Source organism: Bradyrhizobium sp. (genome assembly GCF_016219575.1).
Lineage (GTDB): Bacteria > Pseudomonadota > Alphaproteobacteria > Rhizobiales > Xanthobacteraceae > Bradyrhizobium.
On record NZ_JACRMG010000009.1, the window covers coordinates 618,198 to 632,182 of the forward strand.

11 protein-coding genes are annotated in these 13,985 nt (G+C 65.6%); 7 read left to right on the forward strand and 4 right to left on the reverse strand.

Going from position 1 to position 13,985, the window contains the following annotated elements:
* Positions 1-11 precede the first annotated feature (11 nt).
* The 5 genes from prfB to HZB49_RS08025 all read left to right on the forward strand — a co-directional run bounded on the left by prfB (position 12) and on the right by HZB49_RS08025 (position 7,317).
* Positions 12-1,143 (forward strand): peptide chain release factor 2 gene (gene prfB, locus HZB49_RS08005; RefSeq protein WP_291609967.1). Its coding sequence is split into 2 segments (ribosomal slippage): positions 12-80 and positions 82-1,143, totalling 1,131 coding nucleotides; the frame shifts between segments, so codons are not numbered across the junction.
* Between the two features lie 3 nt (positions 1,144-1,146).
* Positions 1,147-2,022 carry an NAD(P)-dependent oxidoreductase gene (locus HZB49_RS08010; protein ID WP_291609968.1) on the forward strand — a complete coding sequence of 292 codons (876 nt, stop codon included), beginning with the start codon at positions 1,147-1,149 and terminating at the stop codon, positions 2,020-2,022.
* A 184-nt stretch (positions 2,023-2,206) separates the two neighbouring features.
* Complete coding sequence (locus HZB49_RS08015) at positions 2,207-4,450, forward strand: pyruvate, phosphate dikinase (protein WP_291609969.1); 2,244 nt, start codon at positions 2,207-2,209, stop codon at positions 4,448-4,450.
* A gap of 75 nt (positions 4,451-4,525) precedes the next feature.
* Entirely contained in the window at positions 4,526-6,301 is a 1,776-nt protein-coding gene (locus tag HZB49_RS08020; protein WP_291609970.1) for a PEP-utilizing enzyme, read from the forward strand.
* Positions 6,302-6,411: 110 nt separating this feature from the next.
* Entirely contained in the window at positions 6,412-7,317 is a 906-nt protein-coding gene (locus tag HZB49_RS08025; protein WP_291609971.1) for a DMT family transporter, read from the forward strand.
* 53 nt (positions 7,318-7,370) lie between these two features.
* Here HZB49_RS08025 and HZB49_RS08030 read toward each other — a convergent pair whose 3' ends face one another.
* A complete protein-coding gene (locus tag HZB49_RS08030; protein ID WP_291611140.1) occupies positions 7,371-9,527 on the reverse strand; it encodes a carbamoyltransferase C-terminal domain-containing protein in 2,157 nt (718 codons plus the stop codon).
* Between the two features lie 157 nt (positions 9,528-9,684).
* Between HZB49_RS08030 and HZB49_RS08035 the strand changes: the two genes are divergently transcribed.
* A complete protein-coding gene (locus tag HZB49_RS08035; RefSeq protein ID WP_291609972.1) occupies positions 9,685-10,905 on the forward strand; it encodes an ABC transporter substrate-binding protein in 1,221 nt (406 codons plus the stop codon).
* A gap of 57 nt (positions 10,906-10,962) precedes the next feature.
* Positions 10,963-11,214 carry a hypothetical protein gene (locus HZB49_RS08040; protein WP_291609973.1) on the forward strand — a complete coding sequence of 84 codons (252 nt, stop codon included), beginning with the start codon at positions 10,963-10,965 and terminating at the stop codon, positions 11,212-11,214.
* A gap of 10 nt (positions 11,215-11,224) precedes the next feature.
* On the opposite strand, the gene HZB49_RS08045 is transcribed toward HZB49_RS08040, so the two are convergent.
* From HZB49_RS08045 to HZB49_RS08055, 3 genes are all read right to left on the reverse strand, one after another.
* Positions 11,225-11,674 carry an SRPBCC family protein gene (locus tag HZB49_RS08045; protein WP_291609974.1) on the reverse strand — a complete coding sequence of 150 codons (450 nt, stop codon included), beginning with the start codon at positions 11,672-11,674 and terminating at the stop codon, positions 11,225-11,227.
* A 170-nt stretch (positions 11,675-11,844) separates the two neighbouring features.
* On the reverse strand, positions 11,845-13,194 hold the full coding sequence (locus HZB49_RS08050; RefSeq protein WP_291609975.1) for a peptidoglycan DD-metalloendopeptidase family protein: 1,350 nt from the start codon (positions 13,192-13,194) through the stop codon (positions 11,845-11,847).
* A gap of 102 nt (positions 13,195-13,296) precedes the next feature.
* Positions 13,297-13,974, reverse strand: coding sequence for a peroxiredoxin (locus tag HZB49_RS08055; RefSeq protein ID WP_291609976.1), 678 nt, complete (start codon positions 13,972-13,974; stop codon positions 13,297-13,299).
* Positions 13,975-13,985 lie beyond the last annotated feature (11 nt).

Genomic DNA, 13,985 nt, shown 5'->3' on the forward strand with positions numbered 1-13,985 from the left:
CCGGGAGAATCATGCGCGCCGAAATCGAACGCCTCGTTGAAGAGATCAAGCAGTCGGTCGGGCTGCTGAGGAGGCATCTTTGACGTCGAGAAATCGACGGCCCGACTGGCCGAGCTGAACAAGCTCGCCGAAGACCCCAATCTCTGGAACGATCCCCAGAAGGCCCAGAGGCTGATGCAGGAGCGCACCTCGCTGGAGGATGCGCTGTCCGGCATCGGCAAGGTCGAGCGCGACCTCGACGACAATATCGAGATGATCGCGCTCGGCGAGGAGGAGAACGACGCAGGCGTCGTGACCGAGGCCGAGAAGGCGCTGAAGGAATTGAAGAAGGAAGTCGCCCGGCGCGAGCTGGAAGCGCTGCTGTCGGGCGAAGCCGACAAGTTCGATTCCTATGTGGAGGTTCACGCCGGCGCGGGCGGCACCGAGAGCCAGGACTGGGCGCAGATGCTGTTGCGCATGTACACGCGCTGGGCGGAGAACCACGGCTTCAAGGTCGAGTTTCTCGAGGAACAGCAGGGCGAAGAAGCCGGCATCAAGTCAGCCACCATCCAGATTTCGGGCCACAACGCCTATGGCTGGCTGAAGACGGAAGCCGGGGTCCACCGCCTGGTGCGCATCTCGCCGTTCGATTCCAACGCGCGTCGGCACACCTCGTTTTCCTCGGTGCAGGTTTTCCCCGTCATCGACGACTCCATCAAGATCGAGATCAAGGAGTCGGATGTGCGCACTGACACCATGCGCTCGGGCGGTGCGGGCGGCCAGCACGTCAACAAGACGGAATCGGCCGTGCGCTTGACGCACATCCCGACCGGCATTGCCGTCGTCTGCCAGGCCGGTCGCTCGCAGCACAAGAACCGGGCGCAGGCCTGGGACATGCTGCGCGCCCGCCTGTACGAGATCGAGCTGAAGAAGCGCGAGGAGCAGGCCGCCGCCGACCAGGCCGCCAAGACCGACATCGGCTGGGGCCACCAGATCCGCTCCTACGTGCTGCAGCCCTATCAGATGGTGAAGGATCTTCGCACGGGCGTGCAGACCTCCGACACCTCTGGCGTGCTCAACGGCGACCTCGACGAGTTCATGGCCGCGACGCTGGCGCAACGCGCCTTCGGCACCGGGCCCGGCTCGGTCGAGGACGTGGATTAGCCGATGGCGCACGTCGCCTTCATCGGGCTGGGGCGGATGGGCCACGGCATGGCCGGCCGCTATCTCGATGCAGGTTTCGAGGTTGCGGTGTGGAACCGCAGCAGGGCGAAGGCGGACGACCTGGTCGCGCGCGGTGCGCGATGGGCCGCTGCGCCGGCGGATGCGGCGCTCGGCGCCGACGCCGTCATCACCATGGTGGCCGATGACGAAGCTTCCCGCGCGGTGTGGCTCGGCAACGACGGCGCCGCCGCCGGCATGAAGGCGGGTACGCTCGCCATCGAATGCTCGACGGTGTCGCACGCCCACGCGCTCGAGATGGCGCGCGAGCTGCGCTCCCGCGGCCTCGTCTACATCGACTGCCCCGTCACCGGCCTGCCGGAGGCAGCGGCCTCGGGAAAACTGACGCTGCTGGTCGGCGCCGAGGCGGCGGACCTGGAGAAGGCGCGGCCGTATCTCGCACCGCTCTGCACCACCATCCGCCATTTCGGCGCGGTCGGCACCGGCACCGTGTTCAAGCTGATCAACAACCTGATGGGCGCGGTGCAGATCGCCAGCCTCGCCGAGGGCGTGGCGATTGCGGAACAGGCTGGCCTCGACATGAATCTGGTGGCGGAAGCGCTGTCGACCGGCGCGGTGGCAAGTCCGCAGGTGATCCGCCATTCCAGACGCATGGTGGCGCGCGATTTCTCCGGCGCGTCGTTCACGGCAGCGCTGCGCCACAAGGATGCGGCATATGCGGTGCGGCTTGCCGAGGAGCTGCTGCCCGGCGTACCCGTTAGTCGCGCCGCGCTCGTGGCCTATGAAGAGGCGAAGGCCTCCGCGCCCGACGACGACGAAGGCAAGATGATCGAGATCGTCTCGCGGCCGAAGCAGAGCTAGTTCGGTCCATTTCCTGCGCTGCCTGCGGCGCGTGTCCGACGCCGATCCCTTTGCGATGGAGAGCATTGGATACTGATCGGTCCGGACGCTTGTGCAGCGCATCATTTGCAACCGCTGTTGACGACCGCATCGCGCCGGGCGACCCTGTCATCGAGGTGTCATACAAGGCGCTGCGGTCGGAGCGATGTCAGGCCAGATTCCCGTCTACGATCTCGACCATATTCACGATTGTTCCGCGTCCGAGCTGCGCCTGCGCCTTGGCGGCAAGGGCGCCGGCCTTGTCGAGATGCGCCAGAAGCTCGGGCTTCCGGTGCCCCACGCCTTCGTTCTTTCGACCGCGCTATGCCGCCAGTATCTCACATCGGGCTGGCCCGACGGCCTCGACGAGGTGATCGACCGGAAGCTTGCGGCGCTCGAAAGCGCGACGTGGCAAGGCTTCGGCGACAGCGAACGGCCGCTGCTGGTCTCCGTCCGTTCGGGCGCGCCGGTGTCGATGCCGGGGATGATGGATACGATCCTCAATCTCGGCGCCAACGCCGTGACGATAGCAGGCCTTGCCGCGCGAACCGGCGACGAGCGCTTCGCGCTCGATACCTGGGCACGCTTCTGCCGGATGTATGCCGGAACAGTGCTCGGCGTTGGACGCGAAAAGCTCGGTGAGAACCTGCCGCGCGAGGCATCTGCAGCGGTGCTGCGCGCGGATATCGACCGGGTGCGAGACATTTGCGCGCGGGAGGGGACGCCGATCCCGGACAATGCGCGCACGCAACTGCGCGGCGCGATCGAGGCCGTATTCCGTTCGAGCCGTTCGGAGCGCGCGCGGGTGTATTGCGAGCGCGAGGGGCTTGGCGAGGAGATGCCGACCGCAGTCCTGGTGCAAGCCATGGCGTTCGGAAATCTCGGCGTGTCGTCAGGCACCGGCGTCGCTTTCTCGCGCAATCCGTCGACCGGCGGAAACGAAACCTACGGTGACTTTCTCGCCAATGCCCAAGGCGAGGATGTTGTCGCCGGCATTCGTGCGAGTCGCCCGCTTGCGGCAATGCGCGAGACCCTGCCGGAGGTTCATGACGAGCTCGGCGAGGTGTTGCGCCGAATCGAGCGGCATTATCGCGACCTCTGCGACGTCGAATTCACGGTGCAGGAGGGGCGGCTGCAGATCCTGCAGGTGCGGGCCGGCAAGCGCTCCGCAATTGCCGCAGCTCGGATCGCGATCGATCTTGCGAATGAGGGGCTGATCTCGCGCGAAGAGGCCGTGCGCCGAGTGTCCGCGGAACAGCTGCGGCAGCTCAAGTCGATGGCCAGGGTGCGCGACGGCGCAACCGCGATTGCCTCGGGCGTCGCTGCGTCTCCGGGCGTGGTGTCGGGCGTCATCTGTCTTGACCCGGATCGTGTCGCCGATCTCGCGGCAGGCGGCAGCAACGTCATCCTGGTCCGGCCGACGACGTCGCCCGAGGATGTGCACGGGATGGCGCAGGCGGCGGGCATCGTCACCGCAACCGGGGGCATGGTGAGTCATGCGGCGCTGGTTGCGCGCGGTTGGGGCATCGCCGCGGTCTGCGGCGTCGAAGCCCTGCAGTTGGCGCCTGCCTTGAGCATCGCGGGAAAGCGGCTGGAGGTGGGCGCGCGCCTGACCATCGATGGCACAGCCGGAAAGATCTATCTCGGAGAATGCGTGGAGGCAGGACATGGGGAGCCGCCTGAACTCGAGACCCTGCGGCGTTGGGCGGCGGAAGCCGGGCTTCCGTTGGGTGGAGAAGAAGACATAGGAGCGGCGCCGGGGACAGACGCGGCCGAGGACAGCGGGACTTGCGACATCGGCGGCTTTGCCGTCGTTCGAGCGCTGGCGCTGCTTGGCTTTGCGACGGCCGAGCGCGTTGCCATTGCACTGGCCACGTCACCGGACGCCGTCGACGGGGTGCTGAAATCCTTGCCGCAGACTTACATCAGCAAAGCGCCGCGCGGCCTTCATGTGACCCCCGAAGGGCGCGCGTGGTTGCAGGGGCAGCTCAAGGCGGAGCGTGACAGCATCGATCGACGCGCGGCCGAACGGCTCTACGGGAATTTCATGGCGCTGGACGCACGCTTCAAGCAGCTCGTTGCCGACTGGCAGATCAAGCTGATTGGCGGCAGGCAGGTTCCGAATGATCACACTGACGCCGCCTACGACGCCGCGATCCGCGCGCGGCTCGCCGACTTCCACCAGGCGACGCTCGCCCTCTTGCCTGACATCCTGACGCTGGTGCCTCGCCTGAGGCCATTTGCGACGCGCCTTGCGCATGCGGCAAGAGCCGTTGCCGCGGGCGACTGCACCATGATCGCAAGCCCGTTGAAGGACAGCTATCACACCGCCTGGTTCGAGCTGCATGAGGAGCTGATTCATCTGGCCGGCCGGGATCGCGCAATCGAGGAGGCGAGGTCGGGCGGGTAAGAAAGCCGGAACAGGTCACATGGCCGGCAACAACAAGAACGGGCCGGACGCAGAGCTCACAGGGGAGGACTTCAAATGACAAGCACGCATTGGCTCGTCGAAGGCAGGATCGACCCGCGTTGGCCGATCAACACGCGCGGCAATATCGGCGAGGTCTTTCCGGAGGTTCTGACGCCGCTGTCCTACACTCTCGGCGTGCTCTCGGCCGAAGCCGGCTGGCGCGATGCCTACCGGCAGATGGGCGTCCTGCAGCGCAATGACTTCAAGAACGACGATCCCGTCATCATCGGGCTCTACGCCGGCTACGGTTATCTGAACGTCTCCTATCTGCGCATGATCGGCGTAAGGGCGCCGGGCTCCTCGCCCGAGGCGATCGATGCCACGCTGTTCGGTGAAGGCAACCCGCCGCCCTATGTGCCGCGCAAGGGTGACAAGAGCCTGTTGTCCACGCTGAAAATCCTGCTCACGGTGATCAAGGCGCTCGGGACCAAGTCCGAGCCGCGGGTGGTCGGGGAGAGTTACCGGCTGGTTGCCGACTGGGAAGCGAAGTGCCCGCCGCTCGATGCTCCGGACGAAGCGCTCTTGGCCTATATGGCCGCGTTTCCGCCGGTGTTCCGCCAGATCTTCCGCAACCACATCATGTCGAGCTCGGTCGCCGCTATCGTCTCGGGAATTCTTGCCGACGCCGCCAAGGCCGCGGGTGAACCTGGCCTGGCGACCCATTTGATCGGCGCGGCCGGCGACGTGCTGTCGGCCTCCTACGCGCAGGAGCTTTACGAGATCGCAAAGCTTGTCCGCGCCAGTCCGGCACTGACGACCGCTTTCGATGCCGGCACGTCGGGATTGTACGACCGGCTGAAGCCGATGCCCGAGGCTGCCGCGTTCAACAGTCAATTCGCGGCGTTCCTCGACCGCCACGGCCATCGCGGCCCGAACGACTGGGAGCTGTCGTCGCGTACCTGGGAGAACACCCCGGAACTGGCGCTGGTCGCGATCGATCGCATGCGGCTCGCAGGGCATGACCTCACGCCGGCGCTGCGGCTGAAGGACATGGAGGCCCGGCAGCTGGCAGCGATCGAAAAAGTGCTGCCGCACGTCAAGTTCATGGACAAGGGCAACGTCAGGAAAGCCGTCAAGGCGCTGCCGTACTGGTCGCGGGCCCGTGAGGCGACGCGCGATCGTGCGGTGCGTACGGGCGCCACATTGAAGCGCGTGTTCCGCGAGCTGGTGCGGCGCGCCGCGCAAAGGGGCGGCATCGAGGACCCGCGCATGGTCGCGATGCTGGGCTTCCACGACGAATTGCCGGAGTACCTCAGGGATCCGCGCAGACTCGTGCCCGTCATCAGGGAGCGCTGGGCGCTGCGCGAGCGGTTTGCCGCGGTGACGCCGCCGTTCTTCATCAACTCGCAGGACGAGGTGCCGGGGATCGAGGAGATGGAAGCTGCGCAAGGCAAGGACAGGCCAAAGGCTGTCGTGGCCGGCGACGTACTGAAGGGCGACGGCGGCTCGGCCGGCGTCGCGCGCGGCCGCGCCCGCATCGTGCTCGATCCCTCCGATGCACGCGGCCTCAATCCCGGCGACATACTGGTGGCCCCGATGACCGATCCCGCCTGGACGCCGTTGTTCCTCCCGGCGGGTGCGGTGGTCGTCAATGTCGGCGCACTCATGAGCCACGCCGTCATCGTCTCGCGCGAGCTCGGCATTCCCTGCGTGGTAGCGGTCGCGGCCGCCACCGATCGGATCGCCGATGGCACGATGATCGAGGTCGACGGCACCGCCGGCACGGTGCGTGTGCTCGAAACGTCTGCTGCAAGGGAGCCCGCCGATGTCCGCTCAGCCGCGGCGAAGTAAAGCGGGTTAGACCGCGCAGTCTTGCCGCCGAAACAGCCGTCGGAAATCGGGTGGACACCGGCTGTTGCCCGGTCTAGCCGTGGGCGCGAGATCACTCGTTGGCAGGAAGAATGGCAGCCCGCGACGGCCGGATTGATGCGCGCGACTGGTCGCTGCTTGCCGCACTGTCGGTGCTGTGGGGCGGCTCGTTCTTCTTCAACGGCCTCGTGCTGCGCGAGCTGCCGCCATTGACGCTGGTGCTGCTGCGCGTGGCGCTCGCCGCCATCATCCTGCTGCCGCTGCTTTGCGCGCATCGGCTGCCGTTTCCGAGGGGGTGGGTGGGCTGGCGGCCGTTCTTCCTCGTCGCCCTGTTCAACAATGTGCTGCCGTTCTCGCTGATCGTTACCGCGCAGACCTGGATCCCCAGCGGGCTGGCCTCCATCCTCAACGCCACCACGCCGCTGTTCACGGTGCTGGTGATGGCGGCGGCCGGTGAAGAGAAGCTTTTCCTCCGGCGGGTTGCCGGCGTGATCGCAGGCCTCATCGGCGTGATCATCCTGCGCGGCAGCGGATTGGACTTCGAGAGCGGGCAGGGGCTCGGCATCCTGCTTTGCCTTGCCGCGGCCCTCTGCTACGGCATTTCAGCGCTGATCGCGCGGCGCAGTCTCTCGGATTCGCCGCCGCTGGCCACCGCGACATTCCAGCTGATGGCATCGAGCCTGATGATGGCGGTCGTTGCCGGCATTTTCGAGCAGCCGTGGCGATTGCCGATGCCTGGCGCGGTGACGTGGCTCGCCGTGTTCGGCCTGGCCGCGCTATCGACGGCGCTGGCCTATATCGTGTTCTTCCGGATTCTGCGGCGCTCCGGCGCCACCAACGTCATGCTGGTGACGCTGCTGGTGCCGGTCACCGCCATCCTGCTCGGCTCGCTTGTGCTCGGCGAGCACATCTCACCGCGTGAAATCATCGGCGCGCTGGTGATCGGCAGCGCGCTGCTCCTGATCGACGGGCGCGTGCTGAAATATTTCGGGCGTTAGAGAGCGTTTTCAGGCGACGTGGATACCGGTTCGCGTGAAGAAAACGCGTCAAATCAAGAATCTGAAGCCTGCGCCTTCCGCCACTCGGCGAGCCAGCTCGTGAACCGTCCGCTGTCGCGCTCGCCGCCATGCCAGGCGGCGTGTACCGTGCCGTCATCGGCGACCATCAGCACGGCATCGAGCCCCTTGGAGCGGCGCAGCGTATCGACGGCCTGTTGCGGGGACTGCGCGATCGGCCCGGCCACGTTGAACGACGTGTTGACCGACATCTCGACGCCGACGCGGCGTCCCATGGCCTTCAGATAGGCATGGATAAGAGGATCGTCGGCCTCGCGCACGATCTGGATGCGGCCGGTGCCGTCGGCGTGGATGACGGCAGGAATTTTTTCACGCGCGCCCGGCTTCGAATGCGCCGTCAGCACCATGTAATTATAGGCGTTGTAGTCGGCATCGGACGCGCCCGGCAGCAGTTCGAAATACTTCCGGGCTGCTTCCAGTGTCGCCATCGGCGCCAGCGGCCGGATCGCCTCGCGGTACTTGACGCGCTCGTTCAGCCGTTCGCGCGCGTCGGCGTCACAGGGGTTGGCGAGGATCGAGCGGTGGCCGAGCGCACGCGGCCCGGTTTCGGCCGCGCCCTGGTAGATCGCGACGACGCCGCTCTGCGACACCATGTAAGCCATCAGATCGGCGATGGCGTTGAGGCCTTCCGCGGTCGAGATGTCGCCGACGCGTTGCGAGGCGACGTCGTCGGCCTGAAGGGCGGCTGCGATATCCGCCCCGGTCGGCGGCGCGCCGCAGTAGAAGGCGTGGGTCATCGGCGCGCCGCGCGGGCTGCCGGCCAGATGGGCGAACTGCCAGGCCGCGCCGATGACGACGCCGGGATCGCCGGGCACCGGCGGCACCCACAGATGCAGCCGCACCTTGCGGCCCTGGTTCTTCTCGAACCACGCCTCGTCGAAATGTTCGAGCAGGCGCATGTTGCCGATGGCGTTCAGCGCGACGCCGCCGGTCAACACCAGTCGGTGTGCGCCGGTCAGGCGCAGCAGGTGATCGACGACGTGGATCATCGCGTCTTCCAGCACCAGCTGTGTTGCGGCGGCCTTGTCGAGGCGGTCCTGGGTGTCGGGGCGGTGCTTGATGTCCTCGACGCGCAGCATCGCGTCCGGATTCCACAACTGTTCGGGCTTGAGCGGCTCTCCGAGGATGTCGATCAGCGGACGCTTGTAGGGTTTGAACGAGGGATCGTAGTACCAGTTCGCCATGGCGCGATTGAGCGAGATCTCGCCATTGGCCCCGAGATGCAGCACGTGCTTCAGCCGCGAATAGTAGGGATTGCTGCCGCGGTCCATGTCGCCCCAGGCGGCGGCGCCCATGTAGCGGCCCTCGCTGGAGAGCCAGGTCCAGCCGCCCTGGGTCGACGACACCACGCTGTAGAACATGCCCAGTGAATCGAACATGCTGTCGTTGCAGTAGAGCTGGCGCATCTCGCCGTCCTTGACGGAGTAGAGCGAGACCGAGCCCGTGTCGCCGGTACCGTCGAGCACGGCGACCGCAACCGGCTCGCCGTCATCGGCAAAAGGCGAGGCGGCATACGAGAACCAGGCGTGATTGCCATGGTGCGGCATGCAGATCAGCGGCACCGGATCGGCGAGTCCGAGCTGCTTTGCCAGAATTCTCGGCGAACGCGTCATCTGGTCGAGCCGGCGGCGGTCGAACGCGGTCGCATCGGCGACGCGGACCAGCGCGAGGCTTTGCGGCGCTTCCTCGAACATGCTGCGCGCGAGCATTCCGCCCAGCGCAAAATAGTCCCAGCTGGTCAGCCACGCATCGATATCGGCGATGTCGCGTCCCATGCCGCGCAGGGTCGCGACCATCGCATCGATCGATTGTGCCGGATATTCGGTGGTGTGCTTGTTGCCGGAAAAGCGTTCTTCCTCATTGTTGAGGATCAGCCGCGGGCCATGGGCCTGCGTCACCTCCACCAGTGCGACGCCGGAATTGTGCGTGCCCGGGAGCCCGAGGCCCGCGAGGTACACCGTCTCGCCGCGCGCAAGCTTGCCGCGCACATGGGCAATGCGTTCGCTCGCGAAATCGGAGCCGAGTTCGTGGAAACCGATCTTGCCCATCGTCTTGCGCGTGAGCCAGCGGGCGAGGCGAAAGCTCGCGGCGCCCAGCCGGGGATGACGCGGTCCGACACGTAGTTTCTGCACTTCCAAGCGACCTGCCTCAAGTCCGTCCGCCGATGTCGGCGCATACTCACCACAATTGGCTGTCCGCAACAACTCGTTTCGTTGTGCGGAATATGCCCGTCCTTGCCAGTCCGCTCCCGGCTTGTCACACTTGGCAAAAAACAAGCGGGAGGAAAACATGCTGCTGCACCGGACCGGACTCATTGCCCTCGTGTCATTGGTTTCCGTGGCGATGGCCACGTCCGCGTACGCGCAGAAGAAATACGATCCCGGCGCCAGCGATGCCGAGATCCGGATCGGCAACATCATGCCCTACAGCGGGCCGGCATCCGCCTACGGAACCATCGGCAAGGCCCAGGCGGCCTATTTCAACAAGATCAATGCCGAGGGCGGCATCAACGGCCGCAAGATCAATTTCATCAGCTATGACGACGCCTATTCGCCGCCAAAGGCCGTCGAGCAGGCCCGCAAGCTGGTCGAGAGCGACGAGGTTCTGCTGGTGTTCCAGCCGCTCGGCACGCCGTCCAACTCGGCGATCCAGAAATACATGAACGCGAAGAAGGTGCCGCAGCTCTTCGTCGCAACCGGCGCCACCAAATTTGGCGATCCGCAGAATTTCCCCTGGACCATGGGCTGGCAGCCCAACTACCAGAGCGAGGGGCGCATCTACGCCGCCTATATCAAGAAGAATTATCCGAACGGCAGGATCGCGGCGCTCTGGCAGAACGACGACGCCGGCAGGGACCAGATGAAGGGCCTGCGCGACGGTCTCGGCGACAAGGCGAACATGATCATCGCCGACAAGTCCTACGAGGTCTCCGACCCCACCATCGACTCCCAGATCGTGGCGCTGAAGGACTCCGGCGCGGATATTCTGATGACCTGGGCCGCACCGAAGGGCGCCGCACAGGCGATCCGCAAAGTGGCGGAACTCGGCTGGAAGCCGGTCTATTTCATCGGCAACGTCTCGACGTCGGTTGCGACCGTGCTGAAGCCCGCGGGCCTGGAAAACGCCAGGGGCATCATCTCGACCGCCTACATCAAGGATCCGACCGACCCGACCTGGAAGGACGATCCCGGCATCAAGGCGTGGTCGGCCTTCATGGAGAAGTATTATCCCGAGGGCGACAGGACCAACAACAACAACGTCTATGGCTACGCGACGGCCCAGACCATGGTGCAGGTGCTCAAGCAATGCGGCGACGATCTCACGCGCGAGAACGTCATGCGGCAGGCAGCGAGCCTGAAGGATTTCAGCAGCGACGTGCTGCTGCCCGGCATCAGGATCAACACCGGCAAGGACGATTTCTTTCCGATCGAGCAGATGCAGCTGATGCGCTTCAACGGCACGAGCTGGGAGCTGTTCGGCGAGATCATCTCCGGCGAAGTCGGGCACTAGCGCGAGCAGGCTCCGATTTGCTATCAATAGTTTCCATTCATAGCCGCCGAGGAAGTCATGCTCCGTATCGCCATTGCAGCCGTGACCATCATTGCGTTCGCATTGCCCGCCTCAGCAGCTACCGTGAAGAAGAAAGGCGGCAACTGCTACAAGTTCGATCAGGCAGGGCGAAAGCTATACTATCCCTGCTCTCAAAAACCCTCGATGCAGGACGAGATCGCCGCGCAGCAGCGGATCAAGGCGAACCAGCCCTCAGGGCCGACCACGCAGCAGTGCCAGATGGTCAATGGCAACCTGGTCTGCAGGTAGCCGCCTCTGATTATCCCGGGATGTCCGGCTCGACGAGCAGCGCGAGCTGGGCGAGCGACTGTTGCCAGCCGAGATAGCAGGCTTCGACCGGAATCACCTTCGGCAGGTTGGCCTGCTCGATGTTGATTTCGGTTCCGCAGGAAACCGGCCTCAGCGTTACGGTGACCTCGATGACCCCGGGCAGGTTGGGATCGTCGAAGCGATCGGTATAGCGGATGCGCTCGTTCGGCACGATCTCGAGATATTCGCCGCCGAACGAATGGCCGTTGCCCGTCGTGAAATTGCTGAACGACATGCGGAACGTGCCGCCGACCTTGGCTTCCATGTGGTGGACCTTGCAGGTGAAGCCGTAGGGCGGCAGCCATTTGGCCATGGCGTCCGCATCGAGGAAGGCGCGAAACACCTTCTCCGGCCTGGTGGCGAGGACGCGATGCAGACGCACGGTATTGCCTTCGGACATGACGTTGTTTCTCCCTGACTGAGCGGAGTGTATCGCAGGATTTGTAAGCTTGGCTCAGTCCCTGCCACGAGGACGCCCGGCCATCTGCCGTGCCGACACCGGTCCGGAGAAATTTACAGCAGCGGCGTGCAGCCGGGTTCCGCTTCGGAACAGGATGAACGGGGGAGGCGCTAGCCCGAGCTCAGCCGCACGCCCGCGCGCAGGAATTTCTGCGGGTCGACGGCGTCGCCGTCGATGCGGGTTTCGTAGTGCAGATGCGGGCCCGTCGAGCGGCCGGTGGAGCCGACCTCGCCGATGACCTGGCCGATCTTGACGATCTCGCCGACCTTGACGTTGATCGCGGAGAGATGGCCGTAGCGGGTGGAGAGCCCGTTGCCGTGATCGATCTCGACCATGCGGCCGTAACCGCCTTGCCAGCCGGACGTAACGACCTTGCCGTTGGCGGTGGCGCGGACGGGATCGCCGGTGGCCGCGCGGAAGTCGAGGCCGGTGTGCATCGCCGGCCGCCCCAGGAAGGGATCGCTGCGCACGCCGAAGCCGGAGGTGAATTCGACCTCGCCGATGACGGGCTTGCGGTAGGGCACCAGCGCCAGCGTGCGGTTCAATTTCTCGACCTGCACCCGGGTGATGTTGATGCGATAGAGCTGGCGGTCGAAGGCACTGGCGTCGGCGGTGAGCTTTACGGGAACGAAGGGGCCGCCGACGGCGCTGCGCGGCGCTGCCGCTTCCAGCTGCGCCATGTCGAGGCCGAGATCGTTGATGACGCCGCGCATGCGTCGCGCCCTTGATTCCAGACTATCTTCAACGGCAGAGAGCGCCGCCATTTGCCGCCGCTCGACCTGGTCGAGCGATGTCTGCAGCTTGACCACAACATGGTCGACCCCCTGGACCTTGGCGAATTGATTGGGCTGCGGCGCCACCACCCGCGGCGCGCGCGACTCCAGCCGCGCCTCGCGATCGGGCGGGGCCACGAAGATCACGGTGTCGCTGATCGGCGACGGTTTTGGCGTGCCGGCCGGCGAATCCGTGGATGCGCCGCGGCCGGTGGGACGAACCGAGCCGGTGATCGAGGCATCCGGGATGGCGCCGAGCGCGCTGGCACGGGTTTCCAGCGCGGTCTGGCGGCGCATGATCTGGTCGAGTTTCTGGTCGAACTGTTCCTGGTCGAGCAATTGCCGGCTCGCGGTGCGGTCGACGCGGGCGCGCAGCTCGGCGATACGGTCCTCGTAGGCGTATTGCATCTCGGCCTGGCGCGCGATCAGGCGGGTGAGGACGTCGTCACGGAACGCGAAATAGGTGGCGGTCGCCGCCGACCACATGCCCAGCAAGGTGACCGTGCCGACCCCGATCCAGAACACCACCGGTCCGAAGCGAACCTGCTTGCCGGCGTGCGTGATGGTGTAGCCGGCTTGCTTTTGCGCCGCATGTTGCGATGGCGGGCGGCGAGAGGAGGTACGGCCGTGATCCTGCGGATGGTGGTGCGGCTGGTACTCGGAATGATGACCGGAACGATGCGACATCGGCACTCCCGCGCCGGTCGGACACAATTCCGTACGGCTCAAATGGCGGAGCCGATTTGAACCCTGTCATGGTTAATTTTCAGGAAATGGAACCCCTCGCGGCTAAAGCGCCCGCGCTGCCTCCAGCACTGCTTCGGCGTGCCCGTCGACCCTGACATTGCGCCAGACACGGGCGACCCGGCCGTCGGCGCCGATCAGAACCGTCGTGCGAATGATCCCCATGAACGTCCTGCCATACAGCGATTTTTCGCCCCAGGCCCCATACGCTGCCAGCATCTCATGCCGTTCATCCGAGATCAGAGGAATCCCAAGCTGATGCTTGTTTCGGAACGCCTCCTGCGCCTTCACGGGGTCGGCCGAGACACCCAGCACGGCCGTGCCGGCCGAGGCGAACTCGCCCCTCAACCGCGTAAAGTCGATCGCCTCCCTGGTGCAGCCGGGCGTGTCTGCGCGCGGGTAGAAGAAAACCGCCAGCTTTTGCCCGGCGAAGTCGGACAGCGAGACCGAATCGCCGCCGTCGCGCGGCAGGCGGAAGGCCGGCGCCGGGGCGCCATCGGCGAGCACCGCCCCGGAGGGCGGCGCCTTTAACGGTTTCGATGCGGCTGTCTGCGATCCTCGTTTCCGGGGTGGGGCGGCGGCTTTTTTCGCCTTGGTCGCCTTGGTCCCGACCGCTTTTGCAGCCCGCGATTTCGCAGCCTTTGGTGAGCGAACACTCGCCGGCTTTGCGGCGGCGGTCTTGCGTGAGGTGCTGGGGGATTTCTTGCGCGTTTTCTTGGACATACGCCTTCCTT